This is a genomic window from Rhodococcus sp. NPDC055112 (assembly GCF_053607505.1).
This window is the reverse complement of the sequence record NZ_JBSGTR010000076.1, coordinates 1-22524: the sequence shown is the minus strand read 5'-3', so window position 1 is coordinate 22524 and position 22524 is coordinate 1. Positions and strand designations below refer to the sequence as shown.

The window sequence follows — 22524 nt, the reverse complement described above, 5'->3', positions numbered from 1 at the left end:
CCTTTCGCGTTCACCCGAAGCCTTTGTTCGGTTGCGTTGCTACTTCGGCAGCACGGCCTCGATGGCCGCGACGACCTCGGGCGCATCCGGCACGGTCGTCGGGCGGAAGCGGTTCGCCACGGTGCCGTCCGGGGCGAGCAGGAACTTCTCGAAGTTCCACTGCACGTCGCCCGCCGCGCCCTCGGCGTCGGCGGCCTTGGTGACCTCGGCGTACAGCGGGTGCCTGCCCTCGCCGTTGACCTCGATCTTCTCCAGCAGCGGGAACGAGACGCCGTAGGTCGTCGAGCAGAAGGTCTCGATCTCCTCGGCCGTGCCGGGCTCCTGCCCCATGAACTGGTTGCAGGGCACGCCGACCACGGTGAGGCCGCGGTCCACGTAGTCCTTGGCCAGCTGCTCGAGCGCCGTGTACTGCGGCGTGAGCCCGCACTTGGACGCGACATTGACCAGCAGGATCGCGTTTCCGTCGTAGGCGCCGAGCGAGGTCGGGGACCCGCCGAGGGTGTTGATCTCGATGTTCAGGGGGTTCGTCATGAGGCCAACGGTACGGGAACTCGTGCGGCGCTGACCTTCTCGCTGCCATCCTGCGGGACGGCGATCGGGCCGTCCTCGGGCAGGTGGTCGTCCACCATGGTCGTCTCGTCGAACGGCAGCTTCCCGTCCAGAACCGTCCGCACCCTCGACGCGTCGACGGTGCGGGTCCAGGTCCCGATCAGCAGGGTCGCCACCGCGTTGCCGGAGAAGTTGGTGACCGCGCGGGCCTCGGACATGAACCGGTCGATGCCGACGATCAAACCGACGCCGTCGAGCAATTCCGGCCGGTGGCTCTGCAGCCCGCCTGCGAGGGTCGCCAGGCCTGCGCCGCTGACGCCCGCCGCGCCCTTCGACGCGATGATCATGAACACCAGCAGGGAAAGCTGTTCCGGGATCGCGAGCGGCTGCCCCATCGCGTCGGCGATGAAGATCGACGCCATCGTCAGGTAGATGGCGGTGCCGTCGAGGTTGAAGGAGCACCCGGTCGGCACCACGATGCCGACGGTGGTGCGCTGCACCCCGACGTGCTCCATCTTGGCGATCAGCCGCGGCAGCGCCGACTCGGAGGAGGAGGTCGCGAAGATCAGCAGGTATTCCCTGGCCAGGTAGCGGACCAGCTTGAAGATCGAGAACCCGGACACCGCCCGCAGCATCAGGCCGAGCACACCGAAGACGAAGATCGCGCAGGTGATGTAGAAGCCGACCATCAGCGTGCCCAGTTGCACGACGGCACCGAGACCGGTCTGGCCGACCACGTTCGCGATGGCCCCGAAGGCGCCGATGGGCGCCAGCCACAGGATCATCGCCAGGATCCGGAACACCAGTTTCTGCACATAGCCGATCCCGCGCAGGATCGGTTCACCCTGCTTGCCCATGGACTGCAGCCCGAACCCGACCAGCAGCGCCACGAACAGCGTCTGCAGCACGCTGCCGACCGTGAGGGAGGACAGCAGCGACGTCGGGATGATCCCGGCGATGAAGTCCATGGTGCCGCCCGCGCCGTGCGCCTTCTCGGCGAGGTCCGCGCCTGCCGAGGAGGTCGCGGCGCTCAGGTGCAGTCCGCTCCCCGGGTCGAGCAGGTTGCCGACGAGCAGGCCGATACCGAGCGCGACCGTGGACATTCCGAGGAAGTAGGCCAGTGCCAGCCCGCCGACCTTGCCGACGCTGGCCGCCGCCTTCACCGAGCCGATGCCCAGCACGATCGTGCAGAAGATGACCGGGCTGATCATCATCTTGATCAGGCTGATGAACAGGGTGCCGAGCACCCCGAGGGACTTGCCCACCTCCGGCGCGAGCCAGCCGACGAGCACGCCGGCGACGACGGCGACGATCACTCCCAGGTACAGCCAATGGGTCCGGTCACGCTTGCCCGCGGTCGGCGGTGGTGGCGTATCGTCCCGCTTCGAATCGATGGTCATGACTGGTCCTCTTGACTGCCTCTCAAGGAAGTGAGCTGCATCACTTCGCCTCATGAAGAATGGTGGAGCGCGCCGCGACGACAGTCACGGTTGCGTTCATTTCGTTCACGAGAGGACGGACGAGTGATCAGGTCCCGACGGCGCGCAAGTCTCGCCGGACAGGTTTTGGTGCTGCAGCTGCTTGTGCTGGCCGTGGTGGTGCTGACCGGCAGCGTGGTGACCATTCTCGACGAACGACGCGACGCCGACGCGGCCACCGAGCGCGAGGTGACGGCGGTCGCCGAATCGATCGCCTGGGCCGATTCGACGGCGGCGGGACTGCTCTCCCCCGACCCCAGCGCCGCCCTGCAACCGCAGACCGAGCGGATCCGACGCGCCACCGGCGTCGATTTCATCGTCGTGATGGCGCCGGACCGAACCCGCTACACCCACACCAATCCCGCGCTGATCGGGCAGCCGTTCAGCGGCAACATCGACCGCGCGCTGGCGGGCGAGACCTTCACCGAGACCTACGCCGGATCGCTCGGCCCGTCGATTCGCACGGTGGCGCCGGTGTACGCCGACGGCCGGATCGTCGGACTGGTGGCGGCGGGCGTCACCAGGGAGAAGATCATCGACCAGTTCCTGCGCGGCCTGCCACTGCTACTCGCGGTGACTGCCGTCGCCCTCACCCTGGCGGCGCTCGGCTCGGTCCTGCTCAGCAGGCGACTGCGTCGTCAGACACTCGGCCTCGCCCCGGCCGAGCTGCGCACCCTCTACGAACACCACGACGCGGTGCTGCACTCGATCGGCGAAGGGCTGCTCGTCTTCGACGCGGGTTCGGACGTCGCCGAGGTGGTCAACGACGAGGCACGACGCCTGTTGACGCTGCCCGACGGCCCGGTCACCCGCGCGCAGCTGCCGGAATCGCTGCGATCCATGGGTCCGGGCCCGGTGAAGGACGAGGTACACCTGACCGGGGACCGCGTGCTCGTGGTGAATCAGGATCCGGTGTCCTTCGAGGGCCGGGTGATCGGCACGGTGACCACCCTGCGCGACCACACCGAACTGCAGAGCATCACCGGGGAACTCGATTCCGTACGACTGTTCACCGAATCGCTCCGCTCCCAGGCGCACGAGTCGGCGAACCGGCTGCACACCGTGGTTACCATGGTCGAGCTCGGCCGCACCGAGGAGGCCGTCGCGTTCGCGACCGCGGAGCTCGCGTTGTCGCAGCACCTCATCGACCGGTTGACCACGGCGATCGCGGAGCCGGCCCTTGCGGCCCTGCTGCTGGGAAAGGTGAACCATGCCGCCGAGCGGGGGGTGGACCTCACGGTCACCGACGACACCGCGCTGCCGACCACGGGGCCGCTCACCGCCCGCGAATTGGTCACGCTCGTGGGCAATCTCGTCGACAACGCCATCGACGCGGCGGGCACGGGCGACGGGGACGAGCGGCCGTGGGTGGAGGTCACGATGCGCTCCGACGGCGCCGAGCTCAGTGTCCGGGTCGCGGACAGCGGACCCGGGATGTCGGCCGAGGCACTGGAGCGGGCCACCGCGCGAGGGTATTCGACCAAGTCCGATCAACGCGGGCTCGGCCTTGCGCTGGTGATGCAGGTGATCACCCGGCACGGCGGCACCATCACCGCCGAGATGACCTACGGTTCGGTGGTCCTCGTCCGTATCCCCCTCGGAGGCAACGAATGATCCGCGTGCTGGTCGTCGAGGACGAGCCACTCATCGCGGAGGCGCACCGCACCTACGTCGGCCGGGTGCCCGGGTTCACCGTGCACGCCGTGGTGCACACCGGCAGCGCCGCGATCCGGGCGGTCGCCGCGGCGAACGCCACCGACGAGCCGATCGACCTGATCCTGCTCGATCTCGGGCTGCCGGACGGCAGTGGCCTCGACGTCGCCGCCGCGCTCGGCGGGGTGCGGCCAACCCCCGACATCATCGCGATCACCTCGGCCCGTGACCTGTCGATGGTCCGCGCGGCCGTGGCGCAGGGCATCGTGCTGTACCTGCTCAAGCCGTTCACCTTCGCCGCCTTCCGCGACAAGCTCGAGCGGTACCTCGAGTTCCGCCGGGCGCTGCCGACCGGCGAGAAGGCGGTCAGCCAGCGGGACGTGGACCGCGCCATGGCCGTCCTGCGGAGCACCGATGAGCGCACCTCGGCACCCAAAGGTGTTGCGCCGCAGACCCTGCAGGAGATCTCCTCGGCCGTGCGGACCTCGGAGTCCGGCCTGAACGCCTCGCAGGCGGCGGACGCGGCGGGCGTATCCCGGGTCACCGCCTGGCGGTATCTCGAGCGGATGGCCGAGGACGGACTGGTGGACCGGCACACGGAGTACGGGCGCGCGGGCAGGCCGCAGGTGCGCTACGTCTGGCGCTGATGCCTCACCGCGGCGCGGCGGTCACCCGCGTCGGGCCCGCATAGGGACTCATCCGCAGCATGGCCCGCCGCGCGAACGGCCTGGCGAGCGGCATCAGGTGCCGCCGCCACCCGAGGGTCGCGGCGATGTCCGAGACGATGTCGTCGAAGACGCGGCGCTGGTAGCCCAGCAGTCGCTGACCGGCCGCCGTGTCCACCCAGTCGGTGGCGTAGACCTTGCCGCTGAACGCGTCGTCCGGCAGCATGTCCAGGCCCATCGCGCCCAGCATCTCGGTAAGGAACTGGCGATAGGTGATCTGACAGCCCGCGCCGCCGCCCAGGAACAACACCCGGCCCCACACCGCCGGGGTCTCCACGGCATTCGCGACCGCGACCGCGGCGTCGACGGGATGCAGCACCTCGATCCGGTTCTCCAGGCCGATCTCGAACATGATCGGGTCCGGCTTCCGGAGCCCCAGGATCGGGACATCCGCGAAGCGCGGGATGAACCAGTCGAGCCCGGACTCCCGCACCATGTCCTCGCCCTCGATCTTGTGCGCCGTGTACGCATCGGTTGCGACCCGCGGGTCGTCCACCCGCCGCGGCGGGTCCCGGTCCAGCGTGTGGCCGTGCACGTCGAAGGTGGAGGCGAACAACAGCTTCGGCGGCCGCGGCTGCGCCAGGCAGGCATCGACGACATTGCGGGTGCCGTCCACGTTGATCTGTCTGGCCAGCCCCGGGTCGAGCTCGCTCGCGGGCGGGATCATCGCCGCCAGGTGCAACACCGCCTCGACGCCGGCGACGGCCGCCGCGACGACCTCGGCGTCCCTGATGTCGCCCCACACCGTGTCCACCCCCGCGAACCCGCGCGCCCGGCGCCGGTCCTCGGGGGTGTCGAGGGCAAGACATCTGACCCGGTGACCGCGGCCCAGCAACTCGGCGAGCACGTGCGAGCCGATGTTGCCGAACGCGCCGGTCAGCAGGAGGTTCATGATCGGATGGTGCCCCGGCCGGAGATCAGCGGCAGGTCGAGCGCCGAGAGCAGGCCGGGCTTGGCGTCGCCGAGGAACGGGATCGCGTTGATGGCGCGCATCCCGGTCGCCAGGCAACCGCCGGTGATCGGGTTGTCATCCTGTTCGCCGCGGAACACGGTCTCCTGGGTGATGTTCGGGCTGCCCTTGATGATCACCCGGTACACGTCGTTGTCGACCGAGGTGGCCCGCGGCCAGTGGGTGGCCGCGTCGTTGGTGATCCGGTTGACGTGTTCGATGACGATCTTCGCCTCGTCGCCCACCCAGCCGCGGATCTCGAATCGCACCGCGGCGCACTGGCCGGGCTCGATGACGCCGAACTTGTACTCGATCGGCTCGGTGGCCGCCCACTTCTCGTAGACGGTGTCGATCCGGTCCAGTTTCACGCCCACCGCATCGGCGATCATCGGGATGGTGTGGCCCCACGCGAAGATCAGCACCTCCGGGATCTCGAGCACCGCCGCCTGCCCGATCGGCGCGCCGATGCCCATGGTCGGGCCGTAGTCACCCTCGTAGGTGGCGTAGTCCAGCAGTTCCTGCACCCGCACGCTGTCCACCCGCCCGCAGACGCCCATCAGGGTCATCGGGAACAGGTCGTTGGCGAAGCCGGGGTCGATGCCGGTGGTGAAGCAGGACTTCCCGCTCTCCTGGCAGGCCTGCTCGAGGGCCGTGAGCATCTCCTGCGGACAGAGCTTCGGGTAGACCAGCGGCGTCATCGAGGTGGACACCACGTGCTTGCCCGACCGCAGCGCCGCCGTCATGTTGTCGATGTTCTGCACCGCGTACTCCGCGGTCGGCCCGTAGTAGGCAACCGCGTCGGCCTCCACCGCGAGGGCCGCCTCGAAATCTGTTGTAGCGGTGAGCCCTACGGGGTCGACACCGATCAGGGTGCCGACATCGACGCCGTCCTTGACGGGATCGTGCACGATGACGCCGACCAGCTCGAACGCCGGGTGGTCGATCAGTTCACGGATGACCAGCTTGCCGACGACGCCGGTGCCCCAGACGATGACCTTGTGCTTCATGCCGTACTGCCTCTCAAAGGTGTGTGTGCATCAACAGGTTTCGCCACTCAGCGGAAGTACTCGCCCGCGTTGACGAACAGGGTCTGGCCGGTGAGCATCCGGGCCCGGTCGGAGGCGAAGAACACCACCGAGTTGGCCACGTCGTCGTCGGCGGGCACCTCGCCGAGCGGCATGTTCTTGGTGATCTCGCCGATGATGGTCTCCTCGGGGACCTTGCGCTCGGCGGCCGCGAGACCGACGTACAGCTCGACCGGCGGGCCCCACATCCAGGTGGGGACGACGGTGTTCACCCGGATCTTGTACGGGCCGAGCTCCTTTGCCAGCGACCACATCGCCGCGTGGAGCGCGCCCTTCGACGTGGCGTACGCGGACTGCGGGAGCTGCGGATGGAACATCGCCTGCGAACCGATCAACACCACCGACCCGCCCCGCTTCTTCAGCTCCGGCAGCGCGGCCTGGGTCAGGGTGAGCGTGCCGATCACGTTGGCGTCGAGCATCGACTTCCAGGCGTCCAGGTCGGCGCCCTCCAGTCCGCCGAAGACGTCCTCCTTCGCCGCCACGTTCACCAGGGCATCCACTCCCCCGAAGCGATCGGCGGCCGTGCGGATCAGCTCACCGCACGCCTCCTTCTCGAGGATGTCGGTGACCGCGTACGCGACCCGCTCCCCGGTGGGGTCGACCTCCTCGGCAACAGCCTTGAGATTCGCCTCGGTCCGCGCGCCGAGCACGACGTTCGCGCCGTCGCGGTACGCGGCGAGCGCGATCTCCCGCCCGAGGCCGTTGCCGACCCCCGAGACCACGACCGTCTTGCCCTCCAACAGCTCCGCCATGTCAGCTTCCTCCGGTGTGATCCAGCTCATTACGTAACGTCGAGTTACGATATCTGGAAGGTAACATCGCGTTACGCTAATGACAATGACTTCTGACAAAGAGACAGCGGGGACGGACGGCGAGCGCAGGCGCGGGCGACCGCGGAATCCGGCGATCGACGATGCCGCGCTGGCCGCCGCCAGGGAGCTGCTGACCGAGGCGGGCTGGGACCAGACCACGATGGTGGCGATCGCCGAGCGTGCGGGCGTTGGCAAGCCCGCCCTCTACCGCCGCTGGCCGTCCAAGACACACCTGGTGTTCGAGGCGATCTTCGGCTGGGTCGACGACGCCCCGCCCGTCGCCGACGCCGTCGATCCGGCGGAGTGGATCCGCCGGTCCTGCGCTTACACCCTCGAACTCTTCGGCCGACCGGAGGTGAAGGCCGCGCTGCCCGGCCTGTTGGCCGCGTTCCGCGACCGCGAGGACCTGCTGACGGCGCTGTGGACCGACTTCGGTGGGCCCGGCGTCGGCATGCTGGCCGACATCATGCACGAGGGCGGCGCGGGTGACGAGGGCGCGGGCGAGCGCGACGCCGCGGCACTGGACGCGCAGGCCACCATGCTGTTCATCGTCGGCGGCAGCATGGTGCTGCGACTGCTGATGGCCGACGACGAGGCCGAGACGCTCGCCCGCCGGATGCCGGACATCCTCCTCGGCGGCGCGGCAGGTCCCCCGCAGGGGCGGTAGGCGCAGACCCGAGATGGATCAGCGGAGCCTGGCCACCTCGGATCGAGCGAACCCGGTGGCGGGGGTCTCGGTCCCGCCGTCCTCCGCGATCTGTTCGGCGAGTTCGCCCGCCGCGGTCAGCACGTGTCGGGCGCGCCTGCGGGCGGCGTGATCACCCGCGGCCTTGACGAAGGCCTTGCGCTCGCGGCCGGTGCCGCTCGCCGCGGCCAGTTCGGGTTCGGTGAGGACCCCGCGGTCGACCTCGGGGGTCAGGATCGCGCGAACCCAGGCGCGCTCGGGCTCGGCGGCCCGGCGCAGCCCGATCACCAGCAGGGTGAACATCACGACCGGCACCAGGATCCAGACGCCGATCACGCCGAGGAGCGTGCCGTGCGCCAGCGCGGCCGCACAGTCCCAGGCTCCGTGCAGCACCATGGCCGCCAGCACGAGTGCGAGGCCGCGGCCGATGCGGCGGGGCTCGTCCGGCCTGCCGATCAGCCACACCAGGCCCATGCAGAAGATCGCGCTGAAGACCGTGTGCGAGGCGATGCCGGTGACGGCGCGCATGACGATCACCTGCACGACGGCGGGCCCCTGCTCGGCGCCGAACGCCCCGGCGGCGGCGGAGACCGCGTAGAGCAGGTCCTCGAAGACCTGGAATCCGAGTCCGATGAAGGCACCGATGACTGCGCCGTCGAATGCGGTCCGCACCACCCGCGGCGCGAGCAGCAGGATCAGGACGAACCCGGCCCCCTTCGCGATCTCCTCGGTGAACGGCGCGGTCAGCGCGGCGCTCCAGTCCAGCGCGAAGGCCTGGCCGTAGAGCTTGGTGTAGATCGCGCGGATCGGGTCGTTGGCGGCGATCACCATGCCGAAGGTCGCGCCGATCCCGCCCCAGAGGAAGGCCAGGACGCGCACCTTGACGGGCACGCTCCTGAAGCGGTCGACATGGCTGATGATCAGCCAGAACGGCACCGTGTAGAGGGTGAACACGATCACCCCTGCGACCAGCGCGGTGGTCAGCACGGGCGCTCCGGGGACCAGGTTCTCGAGCAGCCGGACCACCCCCGCCGCCATGATCAGCCAGTACACCCAGAACGCGAGGTTGCGCGGCTGGTAGATCCGGTACGGGCGGCCGTATCCGGACCGCGCGATCGCGGTCAGCTGCCGCTGCTTGACCACATCCGGGGTGGCGTCACCTGTCAGTGCGGTCATTCGCCGGCCTCCTGGCGCTCGAACCGGATGCTGCCGAGCGTCGCCTCGACGTCGGCGTTGTCGGCGATGACGTCGCCGGGCAGTCCCGCCGCGGTGACAGTGACGGCGGTCCCGCCGTCGACGAAGGCCGCGAAGAACCCCTCTCGGTTGGGCTCGGTGAACTTCTCGATCACGCCACGCGTGCCCGCGGTCGAGTAGATCTCCTGCCGGTCCCCGGTGAGCCGCAGCCCCTCCGCGCGATTCATCCCCTCGCTGCGTCCGGCGGACTCGTCGAGCAGCGCGTCGACCGACCCGCTGAAGTCGGTGGCATGCATCGAGAGAACCATCGTCCCGTTGCCGAACACCGCGTCGGCGCCCTTGATGCCGCTCGTGGTGGAGTCGGTCGAGCGCAGGCCGGACACGAGATTCCACCCGTCCGGCGGGTCGACGGTCACCCCGTCCTTGAGCACCAGCAGCTCACCCGCGGCGACCGGGTCGTCATAGGCGATCGACCGGTCGATCGCAGGGACGACGGTGGCGTAGAGAAACGCCAGCAGGAGAATTCCCATGGCAGGCAACAGGGTTCGGCGATCGAGGCCGAGGATCCGGCGATCGACCGGCACCCAGTCGTCCCGCTCCTCTCGCGGCACCGGGGCACGGTGATGACGGGTCGCTGCGTCGGTCATGGGATGAACGTAGTCCTTCGCGGCGCGAACTACCTCACCGCGCCCGCCGTGGCGAGCACCCACGCGTACTCGAACGCGACCTCTTTCCACTTCTCGTATCGGCCGCTGACGCCGCCGTGGCCGGCGCTCATCTCGGTTTTGAGCAGCAGCGGCGCGTCACCCGTCTTCGTCGCCCGCAACGCGGCCACCCACTTGGCCGGCTCGACGTACAGCACCCGGGTGTCGTTGATGCTGGTGATCGCGAGGATCGCCGGGTAGTCCTTGGCCGCGACGTTCTCGTAGGGGCTGTAGGACCTCATGTACTCGTAGACGTCCTTGTCCGCCAACGGGTTTCCCCACTCGTCCCATTCGATCACCGTCAGCGGCAGCGAGGGGTCGAGGATCGAGGTGAGCGGGTCCACGAACGGCACGTTCGCCAGGATGCCCGCGAACAACTCCGGCGCCAGGTTCGCGACCGCACCCATCAGCAGTCCACCGGCACTGCCGCCGTCCGCGACCAGCTGCGCGGGCGTGGTGCGGCCTGCATCGATGAGATGCCGTGCGCAGTCGACGAAGTCGGTGAAGGTGTTCTTCTTCGTCAGCATCTTGCCGTTGTCGTACCAGTGCCTGCCCATCTCGCCGCCGCCGCGCACGTGCGCGACCACGAACACCACGCCGCGGTCGAGCAGCGAGAGGCGGGCCACCGAGAAGCCCGGGTCCATGCTGGACTCGTAGGATCCGTAGCCGTAGAGCAGCATCGACGCGGGTGCGGCCACTCCCTTGCGCTGCACGATCGAGATCGGGATCTTGGTCCCGTCCGCCGCGGTTGCCCAATCCCGATGCTGCTCGTAGTCGTCGGGGTCGTAGCCGCCGAGCACCGGCTGCGACTTGCGCAGCATCAGCTCGCCGGTCGCCACGTCGTAGTCGTAGACCCGGCTGGGCGTGATGAACGAGGTGAAGCCGAGCCGCAGCAGCGGGCCCGTCCACTCCGGGTTGGACCCGGCGCCGACCGAGTACAGCTCCTCGTCGAACTCGAGCTCGCGCAGCTCGCCGTAGCCGTCGGCGGTCAGCGGCCACACCGCGAGCCGGGTCAGCGCCTCGCGCCGGTAGCTCAGCACCAGGTGACCGGCGAACGCCTCGGCGTCCTCGAGCCGGACGTCCTCGCGCGGCGCCAGCAGGGTGCGCTGGTCGGTTGGGTCGGCCACCGGGGCGTCGACCAGGGTGAAGTTCTCCGCCTTCACGCCCTCGACGTCGCCGTTGTGCAGGATCAGGAACCGGTCCTCGCCCGCGACGACAGCGTGCTCGACGCTGTACTCGACGCCGTCGACGCGGGGCAGCACCACCCGGAACTCGCCCTCGGGGTCGTCCGACTCGAGGCAGCGGATCTCCGAGGTGATCTTGGAGCCGATCCAGATCATCAGGTACTTCTCGCTGCGGGTGGACCCGAAGCCGACCCAGAACCGCTCGTCGGGCTCGTGGAAGACCTTGACGTCCTCGGACTGCGCGGTGCCCAGCTTGTGCCGCCAGACGGTGTCGGGCCGCCAGGCCTCGTCCACCGTCATGTAGAAGACGTGCTCGTTGTCCACGGACCAGGTGGCGCCGGGCGCGGTGCCGGGGATCTCGTCCGCGAGCAGCTCACCGGTGCGCAGGTCCTTGAACCGCAGGGTGTACCGCTCGTCGCCCGCGGTGTCCACGGAGTACGCCAGCAGATGGCCGTCGAGTGTGATCGAGAACGCACCGAGGGAGAAGAAGTCGTGCCCCTCGGCGAGCAGGTTGCTGTCGAGCAGCACCTGCTCGCCCTCGATCTCCGTTTCGGTGGAGAGCACCGGCGGGGTCCAGTCGTCAGGGCCGGAGATCGGGCACCGGCACTGCACGCCGTACTGCTTGCCCTCGAAGCTGCGGGAGTAGTACCACCACTGGCCCATCCGGGACGGCACGGACAGGTCGGTCTCCTGGGTGCGGGCCTTGATCTCCTGGAAGATCGTTTCCCGCAACGGCGCGAGGTGCTCGGTCTGCTGCTCCGTGTAGGCGTTCTCCGCCTCGAGGTACGCGCGCACCTCGGGGTCGTCCTTCTCGCGCAGCCACTCGTAGTTGTCGACGAAGGTGTCGCCGTGATGGGTGCGCTGGAGGGGGACCTTCTTGGCGACCGGGGCTGCGATGGGGCTGCTGACCGGGGTGACGGACGAAGTCATGCCGCCAGCCTAGGCGGTGCGGGCCGCGGCGTGACGGCCTACACCGGGGTCTGGACCCAGTCGCCGAAGGACAGCCCGGAGATGCGCTCGTAGGCCTCGATGTACCGGGCCCTGGTGGCGTCGATGATCTCCTGTGGCAGCGGCGGCGGGGGCGTGTCGCTCGCGCGGTCCCAGCCGGACTCCGGGCCGGTGAGCCAGTTGCGGACGAACTGCTTGTCGAAGCTCGGCTGCACCCGGCCCGGCTCATAGCCCTCGGCGGGCCAGTAGCGCGACGAGTCCGGGGTGAGCACCTCGTCGGCGAGGACCAGGTTGCCGTCCGCGTCGAGGCCGAACTCGAACTTGGTGTCGGCCAGGATGATGCCCCGGTCCGCGGCGAAGCTGGCCGCCCGGAAGTAGATGTCGAGGGTGTCCTCGCGCAGCTTGATCGCCAGCTCCTGACCGAGCTGATCGATCACGGTCGCGAAGTCGACGTTCTCGTCGTGCTCGCCGAGCACCGCCTTGGTGGCGGGGGTGAAGATCGGCTCGGGCAGCTTGCTCGCCTCGACGAGGCCCTCGGGCAGTTCGACGCCGCAGACGGCGCCGGTGCGCTGGTAGTCGGACAGCCCGGACCCGGTGAGGTAGCCACGGGCCACGCACTCGACCGGCACCATGTTCAGCTTGCGCACCACGAGGGCGCGGCCGAGCACCTCGGCCGGGATCCGCTCGTCGTCGGGCGCACCGGCCAGGTGGTTGATGCCGCCGAGCTGCTCGAAGAAGAACACGCTCATCGCGGTGAGCACGCGCCCCTTGTCGGGGATCGGGGTGCTCAGCACGTGGTCGTAGGCGGAGATCCGGTCGCTCGCGACCAGCAGCAGGTGCTCGTCGTCGATCGTATAGAGGTCGCGGACCTTGCCGCCGGCCAGGTGGGCGTAGTCGCTGAGTGAGGGGCGCACACCGGCACCCTATCGGGTCGCTGCCCGGCCGATTCGCGGGCGATCGCCCACCGAGGGCCTTGGTCTATCCTGCAACAGTTGTCGCGGTGTTCGGGAAGTCCGGTGCAAGGCCGGCGCGGTACTCGCCACTGTGAGCAGGTACGTCGACTACCAGGGGTTCGACCCCAGCCACTGGATGCGCATGCATCCGGGAAGGCGTAGCCGGCGGCAATCCCTGCCGAGCCAGGAGACCGGCCGTGGCGCATACCTGCATGTTTTCCACGAGTCATGGAAGGCGGGTCGCTTTGCGCACCCCTGTTTCACCCCGAGTCATCGCATCTGCCGCAGCGTCGATCGCTGCCGCGCTCACCCTGTCCGCGTGCGGCGGATCGTCGAACTCCGACGCCGACACCCCCGCGGTCTCCCTGCAGAACTGCGGCCGCACCGTGACCCTCGACGGGCCTGCCGAACGCGGTGTCACGCTCAACCAGGGCGCCACCGAGACCGCGCTGTCGATCGGCGCCCAGGGCCAGATGGCGGGCACGGCCTACCTCGACGACACGATCGCACCCCAGTGGCAGGCGGCGTACGCCGAGGTCCCGGCTCTCGACGAGAAGGACTTCCCGAGCCGCGAGGCCCTGCTCGAGACCAAGCCCGACCTGGTGACGGCGTCGTACTCCAGCGCGTTCGACGACAAGGCCGTCGGCTCGCACGCGTCGTTCGACGAGCTCGGCATCGCCACCTACGTCTCCCCCTTCGGCTGCAAGGACAAGTCGAAGCGACCCGCGGTCGCCTGGGATTCGATCGCGACCGAGATCACCGACTACGGCATCATGTTCGGCCGCGTGGACGAGGCCGACGCGGTGGTCGCGCAGATGCGCGAGACGCTGGCAGGCATCGAGTCCGCCGCGCCCGCGAAGGGCAAGAGCATCTTCTGGTACGACAGCAACACCACGACGCCGTACGTCGGAGCCAACGCCGGCGGACCGCAGCTGATCATCGACGCGGTGGGCGGCACCAACATCTTCGCCGGCACGGACGGGTCATGGGCCGACGGCAACTGGGAGACGGTGCTGGCCGCGAACCCGGACGTCATCGTCCTCGCCGACGCCTCGTGGGACACCGCCGAGGAGAAGAAGAACTATCTGCGCGCAGACCCGGCGCTGAGGGACCTGAAGGCCGTGCGTGAGAACGCGTTCGTCGTCCTCCCGTTCTCGACGACAACCCCGGGTCCGCGCACGATCGAGGGTGCGACGCTCGTCGCCGGGCAGCTGGGCGGCGGCGGGGCGTGACCGCGTCCACCCGGGCGCCGGTCCGGTCAGCCACGACGACCAGCACCGCGTGGTCGGCGATCCTGATCGCGCTGCTCGCGATGAGCTGCGTGGCCGGGGTCGCGATCGGCGCGGCCGACCTGTCGATCGGCACGGTCGTGGAGTCGATCGCCGGACGGCTCGGTATCGGTCCCGGCACGGACCTGCTCACCACGCACATCGTCGTCGACCTGCGGTTGCCGCGGGTGCTGGCAGCCGCGGCCATCGGCGCGGGGCTCGCTCTGTGCGGCGCGGTGCTGCAGTCGCTGACCGGGAACCAGTTGGCCGACCCCTACCTGCTCGGCATGTCGGGGGGCGCGTCGTTGGGCGCGGTCCTCGCGCTCACCACCGGCGCGAGCGCGGTGGGCGCACTCGGCTTCGGTGCCGTCTCGACGGCCGCGTTCCTCGGTGCCCTCGCGAGCCTGCTGCTGGTGTTCCTCATCGCGACGTCCCGGTCCGGGGCGCTGCTGCCCGGTCGGCTCGTCCTCGCCGGGATAGCGGTGGGGCAGCTCGCGGCGGCACTGACGTCGGCGCTGGTGCTGTTCGGCGACCGGGACGCCGCCCACCGGGTGCTGAGCTGGACCCTCGGCTCGGTCGCCGGGGTGCGCTGGTCCGGTCTGGTCGGCATCCTGGTCGTCGTCGCGGTGACGATGACGATCGTCCTCGCCTACAGCCGGGTGCTGGACTCGTTCGCGTTCGGTGAGCGTGCGGCCGCGAGCCTCGGCACCAACGTCGAGCGCTCGCGCTGGGTGCTGTACGCGGTGGCGTCGCTGTGCACCGCGGCGCTGGTCGCGCAGGCAGGCATCATCGGGTTCGTCGGCCTCGTGGTGCCGCACGCGGCCCGCATGCTCGTCGGGCCACTGCACGCGCGCCTGCTGCCGGTGGTCGCACTGATGGGTGCGCTGCTGCTGGTGTGGGCCGACATCGCCGCCCGCACCGTCATGCCGGGGCGAGAACTGCCCATCAGCATCGTCACCGCCATCGTCGGGGTGCCTGCGTTCGTGTGGCTGCTTCGACGAAGGGGAGTTCGCGCATGAGCCACCACACTCCGGAGATCCGAGTCGAGGACGTCACCTGGTCGGCCGGGGGCAGCCGGATCCTCGACAAGGTGGCGTGCACGGCCCCGGCCGGGCAGGTCACCGGCCTGATCGGTCCGAACGGGTCGGGCAAGACGTCGTTGCTCTCGACCATCGCCCGGCTCGAGCGTCCCGAGAGCGGACGGGTGCTGCTCGACGACATCCCGGCGACCGCGATGCACCGGCGCGAGTTCGCGCGGACCGTCGCACTGGTGGAACAGCATTCGGCCACCGAACTGGACCTGACGGTGGAACAGATCGTGGCACTCGGCGCCATCCCGCACCGCGGCGGCTGGGCCCGCCCCGCCACACTGGGCACGGGCGAACTGGTCACCGAATGCCTCGCGACGGCCGGGATCGCACATCTGCGACACCGGTTGTGGCAGAGCCTGTCCGGCGGCGAGAAGCAGAAGACCCAATTGGCCAGGGCCTTCGCACAGCGCCCCTGCGTGCTGCTGCTGGACGAGCCGACCAACCACCTCGACGTCTCTGCTTCGCTCGAACTGCTCGAGCTGATCCGGGCCCGCGGACTGACCACGGTGGCCGCGATGCACGACCTGAACCTGGCCGCGATGTACTGCGATCACCTGGTGGTGCTGCGCGACGGTCGGGTGGTCGCCGAGGGCCCGACCGAGTCGGTGCTCACCGCCGAGCTGCTGGCGGACATCTACGGCCTCGACGCCCTGGTACAGCCCCATCCACGAACGGGACGCCCGATGGTTGTCCTGTGCGGTCCCGTCGACGCCACCGCCGAAAGATCTTTCTCGTGAACATGATTCAGCGAAATCGATGGGTGATCGTCACCGCGCCCACCGACCGCGGCGCCGATCCCCGCGATCAGGTGCTCGGCGCACTGAGGGTGCTGCGGGACCGGCACCCGGACACCGTCTTCGTGACGGCGGTACTCGGCGGCTCGGGGACGTCCGTCACCACGGCGCTCGACGAGGCGGCCGCGGCAGGCGCCACCGAGGTCGTCGTGGTCAGTGCCCAGACCGTGCTGGACCGCAAGATCGACGCGTGGTTCCGCCGCGTCATCGGGCACTGGTTGCGCGAGCGCGGGCAGGATGTCCCCGACATCCGCCTCGCCGGGCCGCTGAGCGACACCGACACGTACGCCGATCTGCTCGACGCCGCGATCTCGGGCCCCACCTCCGCGGCCCGCACGACCACCGCTCCCCTGACCTCGCCCGCGTGGGACGAGGTGCCCGGCTTCGCTCGGCACGTCCTGGTGTGCCGGGGTCCGCGCTGCTCGGCGCGCGGCGGCCCGGAGGCCGCGCAGGCACTGGACCGCGTGCTCGAGGCCCGCGGCCTGGGAGACGATGACGTCCTCGTCACCCAGACCGGCTGCCTGTTCCCGTGCTCGCAGGCGCCCGTCGTCGCGGTGTATCCCGACAACTCCTGGTACGCGGAACTGCGCGCCGACCGGGTCGAACGGTTCGTCGACGAGCACCTGCTCGAGGGCAGGCCCATCGCCGAGTGGAGCGGTGCGCGGCGGTCGTCTGACACCCTGGAGGCATGACCACCGCCGCGCCCCGCGTCACCGTCACCTACTGCACGCAGTGCAACTGGCTGCTCCGGGCCGGCTGGATGGCGCAGGAACTGCTGAACACGTTCGGCACAGACCTCGGCGAGGTGGCCCTGATCCCTGGCACCGGCGGCGTCTTCCGGATCGCGGTCGGCGACGACCTGCTGTGGGACCGCAAGCGCGATGGCGGTTTTCCCGACATCGTCACGCTCAAGCAGCGCGTGCGCGACGTGGTGGCGCCGGAGCGGGACCTGGGTCACGCGGATCGCGGTCGCGCCGACTGATCGCTCAGTCCCCCCGCGGGCCGTAGGTGTCGACCACCAGGACCGGCCCGTCACCAAGAGCGCCGTCCGCGTCCATCGCCAGCGCGCCCGCGAGAGCCTTCGCGGTGTAGACGGGATCGAGGGTCAGCCCGTGGTCCGCGCCGACCCGCAGCGCGGCCGATCCCTCGGGCGTGCCGAACCCGTATCCGGGCCCGAGCCAGTCACGGGTCACCGTGAGCGCCCCCGGCTCGAACTCGACAGGGCCAAGCGCGGCCCCGCGCCGGGTGAGCAGCCGCGCGGTCCTGCGCGCCAGCCCGACGAGGTCCCGCTCGGCCAGCGGCAGGGTGTCGTTGACGACCACCCCGACCACCCGGGTGCGCAGGCCTGCCAGGCGCAGTCCCAGCAGCAACCCGGCGGCGGTGCCGCCCGAGCCAACCGGGGTCACCACGTGCGTCGGCTCCGGCATCGCGCCCGCCTCGACCTGCGCGGCCAGCTCCAGCGCGGCCTCCACATAGCCGAGCGTCCCGAGTCGCGAGGAGCCGCCCGCGGGCAGGAAGTAGGGCAGTCGCCCGCCGCGCGCGTGCCGCACCATCAGCCACGGTGCCGCCGCGATCGTGCGGGCCTTCGTCCTGGTGAAATGCAGTGCGGCACCGGAGTGCCGCAGCCGTTCGAGCTGCTCGCGCACGTGCTCGTCCATCGGCTGATCGATCAGCGCCAGGGCCGTGTCGATGCCGAACTCGTGGGCGTACAGGGCCGTCGCCAGCCCCCAGTTGGTGCCCTGGCCGCCGACGCTGAAGATCTGCCGAGAGCCACGGGCGAGGACGTCCGGGATGATCCACTCCAGCTTGCGTACCTTGTTGCCGCCCCAGCCGCCCGAGCCGTAGACACCCTCGTCCTTGCACCACAGCCGGTTCGCCCGGCCCAAACCCTCCAGGTGGGTGATCGGGGTCGGGGCGGAGCCGAGCCTGCGGTATGGGAGGGTCGCCTCGAGTTCCGGGAAGAGCCGGTACAGCGCGGGGCCTGTCGTCTGTTCCATGTGATCGCCTAGACCGAACCGAGCCGGCGGCGGAGCGCACCAGCGAGGTAGTCGAGATCCGGCCGACGGGCTGCGACCGGGCGGCCGCGGAGACCGAAGCCGTCGCCGGGGGTGCGCGGGATGACATGCAGGTGCACGTGGAAGACCTCCTGGCCGGCCACGGCTCCGTCCGCGAGGAAGAGGTTCACTCCGTCGGCACGCGGTCCGTCGGCGGGCAGGCCCGCGGCGTCGGTGCCGTTGTCCCGCAATGCGGCCGCCAATCGCTGACCGACGGCGAAGACCCGGCCGCCGTCCTGCGGGTCGAGCTGCCCGAGCCCCGACGCGTGCCGCTTCGGGACCACCAGCAGGTGACCAGGGGTGAACGGGCGGATATCCATGAACGCCACGGTGTGCTCGTCCTCGTACACGACGCTCGCCTCCGCCTCGCGCGCGATGATGGCACAGAATATGCAGTGGCTCATGGGGATTGATGATAGGCCCCACGGGCGTTCCCGGTGGACGGGCAATCCCCTTCTCGCGCTGCCGCGGCGGTCCTAGGGTATGGCCACCGACAGTGGATGGGAGTTGCGAAATGAGCGCACGCAATCCGGTGGCGCCCCTCGATGCGGGCGACGTCGAACACTTCGACCACGAAACCGACGTCCTGATCGTCGGCTACGGGTGCGCGGGCGCGGCCGCGGCTCTGGAGGCAACGGCGGCGGGCGCCGAGGTCGTCATCCTGGAGAAAGCGAGCGGCGGCGGCGGATCGTCGGCGCTGTCCGGCGGCGAGATGTACCTCGGCGGCGGCACCGAGGTCCAGCGGGCCTGCGGATTCGAGGACTCCGCGCAGGACATGGAGGCGTTCCTGCTGGCCGCCCTCGGACCCGACGCCGACAAGGAGAAGGTCGGCCTCTACAGCCGGGACAGCGTCGCGCACTACCAGTGGCTGGTCGACCACGGCGTGCCGTTCAAGCCGTCGCTGTGGAACTCCCCCACCTGGGTGCCGCCGACCGACGACGGCCTGATGTGGATGGGCGAGAACTCCTATCCCTTCGCGGAGCTCGCCAGGCCCGCCCCCCGCGGACACCGGGTCACCTCGGACGGGTTCGGCGGCAAGGTCCTGATGCACAAGCTGTCCGAGGCCGTCTCGGCCACCGACGCGGCGGTGCACACCGACACATACGCGACCCGGCTGATCGTGGAGGCCGGCCGGGTGGTCGGTGTCGTCGCCCGCCAGTACGGCAAGACCTACGCCTACCGGGCGCGCCGCGGCGTGGTGCTCACCACCGGCGGATTCGCCGACAACGCGGAGATGGTCGCGCAGCACGCCCCGCAACTGGTCGGGCTCGGCGTCAACAGCGACGGCGGCGACGACGGCCGCGGCATCGTGATGGCCCAGGCCGTCGGCGCCGCCGTCAAGCACATGTCCGCCGGGCAGGTCGGCATCTCGCTGATCCCCGGGATGATGGTGCGCGGCATGATCGTCAACAGCGTCGGCCAGCGCTTCATCAACGAGGACGTCTACCCCGGCCTGGTCGGGCAGGCGGCGCTGTACAAGCACGGACTGAAGGTGTGGGTGATCCTCGACGAGCAGGCCTACGAGGAGGTGCCGGTCGACGAACGCTGGGGCGTGCAACCGCATTTCGTGGGCGAGACGATCGAGGAGCTGGAGCAGCAGATCGGCATGCCTGCCGGCGCACTGGCCACCACAGTCGGTGAGTACAACCGGCACGCCGCCGAGGGCGAGGACCCGTACTTCCACAAGGCCGCGAGGTGGCTGCGACCGCTGCAGTCGCCGTTCGCCGCGATCGACGTCCAGCGCGGCATCGCCCCGCCGGAGTACGGCGAGGCGGGCAGGGGCGGCGCGGAGGTGTTCACCATCGGCGGGCTGTGCACCACCGTCGACGGCCGGGTTCTCGACCTCGACGGCGACCCGATCCCCGGCCTGTTCGGGGCCGGGCGGGCCACCTCCGGTCTGCACTCCTGGGGTTACATCAGCGGGACGTCGCTCGGCGACGGCACCTACTTCGGCCGCCGGGCCGGGGTCGCCGCCGCCGGGACCGACTGAGACGGTCCCGTCAGCGCGCGAGGGCCAGCGCGTCGGACGGCACGGATGCCCGCGCCAGCAACCGCGCGTACCTACCGCCGAGCTCGACCAGTTCGGCGTGGGTGCCGCACTCGGCGACCCGCCCGTGATCGAGCACGACGATCTGGTCCGCATCGCGGATCGTGGACAGCCGGTGCGCGATGGTGATGGTGGTGCGTCCCCGGCTGACCGCGTCGAGCGCGGCCTGCACGGCGCGCTCGGTCTCGTTGTCCAGCGCGCTGGTCGCCTCGTCGAGGATCAGCACCCGCGGATCGCGCAGCAGCGTGCGTGCGATCGCGATGCGCTGCTTCTCGCCGCCCGAGAACCGGTGACCGCGCGCGCCGACGACGGTGTCGTAGCCGTCGGGCAGGGACGCGATCAGCTCGTGCACCTGGGCGTCGCGCGCCGCCGCCTCGATGTCGGCATCGGTGGCATCGGGCCTGGCGTGCCGCAGGTTCTCGCGGATGGTGGCGTGCAGCAGGTACGTCTCCTGGGAGACGACCCCGACCAGTTCGGACAGTTCGGCCAGCGGGATCGACCGCAGGTCGACCCCGTCGATGCTCACCGAACCCGAGCTGGGGTCGTGCAGGCGCGCCACGAGGGAGGCGAGAGTGGTCTTGCCCGAACCGGTTTCGCCGACCAGCGCGAGCGAGGAACCGGCCGGCACCTCGATGCTCACGGAGCCGAGGGCGTTCCGGTCCGACCCCTCGTAACGAAAACGGATGTCCGCCAGGCGAACCGCGCCCGCCACGTCCTCGCGGCGCAGGTGCACGGGGTGCTCGGGGTCGTCGATCTCGACGGGGAGGTCGAGGTACTCGAAGATGCGACTGAACAGGGCGAGTGAACTGGTCACCGAGACACCGACGTCGAGCAGGCTCATCAGCGGCCGGAACAACGCCGCCTGCAGCCCCGTGAAGGCGACCAGGGTGCCGATGGTCATGCCGCCGGACGTCGCGGGCAGGCCCGCCGCGAGGTAGAGCAGCGCCGGGATGGCGGCGAAGACGATGTTCATCGTGGCCATCCGCCAGCGGCCGGAGAGCTGCGACCTGACCTCGAGATCGGCCAGGCGATGCGAGGTGTCCGCGAAGCGCTCCGACATCGCGGGACCGGCCCCCAGCGTCTTGCCGAGCTGGATCCCGCTGATCGACAGGGACTCCTCGATCTGGGTCTGCATGTCGGCGAGGGTGCGCTGGCGCTGCGCGGTGATCTCCCGCCGCATCCTGGCGACCTTGCGGGTCAACCAGATCGCGGGCGGCAGCACGATCAGTGAGAGCAGCGAGAGCCGCCAGCTCAGCACGGCCATCGCGATGGCCGTGCCGACGACGGTGGTGACGTTGGAGGCGATCGAGGTGGCGGTCGAGGTGACCACGGTCTGCATGCCGCCGATGTCGTTGGTGAGGCGGGACTGGATCTCCCCTCCCCTGGTGCGGGTGAAGAAGCCGAGCGACTGCCGCTGCAGGTGTGCGAACACCCGGGTCCGGAGCCCGTGCATGATGCGCTGGCCGACGGTGGTGGAGATCCAGGTCTGCACGACGCCGAGCACCGAGCCGACGACGGTCACCGCGAGCATGCCGATCACCGCCCACACCAGCAGCGTGACGTCCTGGTCGGGAATGGCCTTGTCGATGACGGCGCGGACCAGGAACGGGTTGGCCAGCGAGACGGCGGAGGCCGCGATGATCAGCACGGTGACCACCGCGATCTGTGGGCGGTAGGGCGAGAACAGGGCGCCGATCCGGCGCAGGCTCACCGGCGACTCGGCCAGCTGGGCGCGGTCGGCGGGATCGATCTTGCGTGAGCGGGTGCCCGGTCCGGGCTCGCCGCTTCGGGGGCTTGTCATACAACCACCCCTCTCGGTATGTCGGGGTAAGACATACTGAGGTTCCCTCACTATGAGGTGTCTGTCAAGTGAGGTAGCCTAAGTCACCATGGACCAGCAGCACCCCGACACCCTCCGGGATCTCCTGATGTCCAGCGCCCGGGCCCTGCGCCGACGCTGGTTCGTCGCTCTGGAGCCCTGGCAGCTGTCCCCCCACGAATACCGGGCGCTGCAGGTGATCGACCGCGAAACCGACCGGCATCCTCGGCTCGGAGACGTCGCGAAGGCGCTGCGCATCGCGCCGCGGTCCGCGACCGAGGTCGTCGACAGGCTCGAGCAACGCGGCCTCACCGAACGGGCCCCGGACGCCGCCGACCGGCGCGCCACGTGCGTCCGGCTGACCGAGGCCGGTCGCAGCATCATCGGCGAGCTCGAGACGGCACGCGCCGACGACGCCGAGGACTTCTTCGCGGCGCTCGACGAGCACGATCGCGCCGAGCTGCGCCGCATCCTCGACAAATTGCGCTGACGCGCCTGTGCGCGGTTGACGAGTGTCTGGACTCGTCAACCG

At 70.0% G+C, this 22524-nt stretch carries 22 protein-coding genes and 1 riboswitch; of the genes, 10 read left to right on the top strand and 12 right to left on the bottom strand.

What is annotated here, in order from left to right:
• Nucleotides 1-39: 39 nt before the first annotated feature.
• Nucleotides 40-531, bottom strand: coding sequence for a glutathione peroxidase (locus ACWFRB_RS23935; protein WP_452643729.1), 492 nt, complete (start codon nt 529-531; stop codon nt 40-42).
• The gene (locus ACWFRB_RS23930) at nt 528-1949 is read right to left on the bottom strand and encodes a cation:dicarboxylate symporter family transporter (protein ID WP_452643728.1); all 1422 of its coding nucleotides are present in this window, start codon (nt 1947-1949) and stop codon (nt 528-530) included. The genes ACWFRB_RS23935 and ACWFRB_RS23930 overlap by 4 nt, the downstream gene beginning before the upstream one ends.
• Before the next feature lie 123 nt (nt 1950-2072).
• Between ACWFRB_RS23930 and ACWFRB_RS23925 the strand changes: the two genes are divergently transcribed.
• Nucleotides 2073-3641, top strand: a complete 1569-nt coding sequence (locus ACWFRB_RS23925) for a sensor histidine kinase (RefSeq protein WP_452643727.1) — start codon at nt 2073-2075, stop codon at nt 3639-3641.
• The gene (locus ACWFRB_RS23920) at nt 3638-4327 is read left to right on the top strand and encodes a response regulator (protein WP_452643726.1); all 690 of its coding nucleotides are present in this window, start codon (nt 3638-3640) and stop codon (nt 4325-4327) included. The genes ACWFRB_RS23925 and ACWFRB_RS23920 overlap by 4 nt, the downstream gene beginning before the upstream one ends.
• Before the next feature lie 4 nt (nt 4328-4331).
• On the opposite strand, the gene ACWFRB_RS23915 is transcribed toward ACWFRB_RS23920, so the two are convergent.
• The 3 genes from ACWFRB_RS23915 to ACWFRB_RS23905 are packed head-to-tail and all read right to left on the bottom strand — an operon-like array spanning nt 4332 to nt 7191.
• Entirely contained in the window at nt 4332-5297 is a 966-nt protein-coding gene (locus tag ACWFRB_RS23915; RefSeq protein ID WP_452643725.1) for an NAD-dependent epimerase/dehydratase family protein, read from the bottom strand.
• Complete coding sequence (locus ACWFRB_RS23910) at nt 5294-6361, bottom strand: NAD(P)H-dependent amine dehydrogenase family protein (RefSeq protein WP_452643724.1); 1068 nt, start codon at nt 6359-6361, stop codon at nt 5294-5296. Before ACWFRB_RS23910 ends, ACWFRB_RS23915 begins: the two co-directional genes overlap by 4 nt.
• A gap of 47 nt (nt 6362-6408) precedes the next feature.
• Complete coding sequence (locus tag ACWFRB_RS23905; protein WP_077043901.1) at nt 6409-7191, bottom strand: SDR family oxidoreductase; 783 nt, start codon at nt 7189-7191, stop codon at nt 6409-6411.
• Between the two features lie 85 nt (nt 7192-7276).
• Between ACWFRB_RS23905 and ACWFRB_RS23900 the strand changes: the two genes are divergently transcribed.
• A complete protein-coding gene (locus ACWFRB_RS23900; RefSeq protein WP_452643723.1) occupies nt 7277-7918 on the top strand; it encodes a helix-turn-helix domain-containing protein in 642 nt (213 codons plus the stop codon).
• A gap of 18 nt (nt 7919-7936) precedes the next feature.
• Here the strand turns inward: ACWFRB_RS23900 and ACWFRB_RS23895 are convergent, their stop codons facing one another.
• Genes ACWFRB_RS23895 through ACWFRB_RS23880 form a run of 4 tightly spaced genes read right to left on the bottom strand, consistent with a single transcriptional unit; the run spans nt 7937 to nt 12880 of the window.
• A complete protein-coding gene (locus ACWFRB_RS23895; RefSeq protein WP_452643722.1) occupies nt 7937-9112 on the bottom strand; it encodes a PrsW family intramembrane metalloprotease in 1176 nt (391 codons plus the stop codon).
• Nucleotides 9109-9777, bottom strand: a complete 669-nt coding sequence (locus tag ACWFRB_RS23890) for a hypothetical protein (protein ID WP_452643721.1) — start codon at nt 9775-9777, stop codon at nt 9109-9111. The genes ACWFRB_RS23895 and ACWFRB_RS23890 overlap by 4 nt, the downstream gene beginning before the upstream one ends.
• A gap of 29 nt (nt 9778-9806) precedes the next feature.
• A complete protein-coding gene (locus ACWFRB_RS23885; protein ID WP_452643720.1) occupies nt 9807-11948 on the bottom strand; it encodes a S9 family peptidase in 2142 nt (713 codons plus the stop codon).
• 38 nt (nt 11949-11986) lie between these two features.
• Nucleotides 11987-12880: a phosphoribosylaminoimidazolesuccinocarboxamide synthase gene (locus ACWFRB_RS23880; RefSeq protein WP_452643719.1), complete on the bottom strand. Its 894-nt coding sequence runs from the start codon at nt 12878-12880 to the stop codon at nt 11987-11989.
• Between the two features lie 67 nt (nt 12881-12947).
• Nucleotides 12948-13133: riboswitch (cobalamin riboswitch) on the top strand.
• 31 nt (nt 13134-13164) lie between these two features.
• Between ACWFRB_RS23880 and ACWFRB_RS23875 the strand changes: the two genes are divergently transcribed.
• Genes ACWFRB_RS23875 through ACWFRB_RS23855 form a run of 5 tightly spaced genes read left to right on the top strand, consistent with a single transcriptional unit; the run spans nt 13165 to nt 17054 of the window.
• The gene (locus tag ACWFRB_RS23875) at nt 13165-14151 is read left to right on the top strand and encodes an ABC transporter substrate-binding protein (protein WP_452643718.1); all 987 of its coding nucleotides are present in this window, start codon (nt 13165-13167) and stop codon (nt 14149-14151) included.
• Nucleotides 14148-15206, top strand: a complete 1059-nt coding sequence (locus ACWFRB_RS23870) for a FecCD family ABC transporter permease (protein ID WP_452643717.1) — start codon at nt 14148-14150, stop codon at nt 15204-15206. The genes ACWFRB_RS23875 and ACWFRB_RS23870 overlap by 4 nt, the downstream gene beginning before the upstream one ends.
• The gene (locus ACWFRB_RS23865) at nt 15203-16015 is read left to right on the top strand and encodes an ABC transporter ATP-binding protein (protein ID WP_452643716.1); all 813 of its coding nucleotides are present in this window, start codon (nt 15203-15205) and stop codon (nt 16013-16015) included. The genes ACWFRB_RS23870 and ACWFRB_RS23865 overlap by 4 nt, the downstream gene beginning before the upstream one ends.
• A gap of 2 nt (nt 16016-16017) precedes the next feature.
• Nucleotides 16018-16764, top strand: coding sequence for a (2Fe-2S) ferredoxin domain-containing protein (locus ACWFRB_RS23860; protein WP_452643730.1), 747 nt, complete (start codon nt 16018-16020; stop codon nt 16762-16764).
• Nucleotides 16761-17054 (top strand): SelT/SelW/SelH family protein, encoded by a 294-nt coding sequence (locus ACWFRB_RS23855; RefSeq protein ID WP_452643715.1) that lies wholly within the window; start codon nt 16761-16763, stop codon nt 17052-17054. The genes ACWFRB_RS23860 and ACWFRB_RS23855 overlap by 4 nt, the downstream gene beginning before the upstream one ends.
• A 4-nt stretch (nt 17055-17058) precedes the next feature.
• On the opposite strand, the gene ACWFRB_RS23850 is transcribed toward ACWFRB_RS23855, so the two are convergent.
• Nucleotides 17059-18069, bottom strand: a complete 1011-nt coding sequence (locus ACWFRB_RS23850) for a 1-aminocyclopropane-1-carboxylate deaminase/D-cysteine desulfhydrase (protein WP_452643714.1) — start codon at nt 18067-18069, stop codon at nt 17059-17061.
• A gap of 8 nt (nt 18070-18077) precedes the next feature.
• Nucleotides 18078-18530: an HIT family protein gene (locus tag ACWFRB_RS23845; RefSeq protein WP_452643713.1), complete on the bottom strand. Its 453-nt coding sequence runs from the start codon at nt 18528-18530 to the stop codon at nt 18078-18080.
• 110 nt (nt 18531-18640) lie between these two features.
• Between ACWFRB_RS23845 and ACWFRB_RS23840 the strand changes: the two genes are divergently transcribed.
• On the top strand, nt 18641-20116 hold the full coding sequence (locus ACWFRB_RS23840) for an FAD-dependent oxidoreductase (protein WP_452643712.1): 1476 nt from the start codon (nt 18641-18643) through the stop codon (nt 20114-20116).
• A gap of 10 nt (nt 20117-20126) precedes the next feature.
• Here the strand turns inward: ACWFRB_RS23840 and ACWFRB_RS23835 are convergent, their stop codons facing one another.
• The gene (locus ACWFRB_RS23835) at nt 20127-21974 is read right to left on the bottom strand and encodes an ABC transporter ATP-binding protein (protein ID WP_452643711.1); all 1848 of its coding nucleotides are present in this window, start codon (nt 21972-21974) and stop codon (nt 20127-20129) included.
• A gap of 88 nt (nt 21975-22062) precedes the next feature.
• Here ACWFRB_RS23835 and ACWFRB_RS23830 point away from each other — a divergent pair, with 88 nt between their 5' ends.
• Entirely contained in the window at nt 22063-22482 is a 420-nt protein-coding gene (locus tag ACWFRB_RS23830) for a MarR family winged helix-turn-helix transcriptional regulator (RefSeq protein ID WP_452643710.1), read from the top strand.
• Nucleotides 22483-22524: the final 42 nt, after the last annotated feature.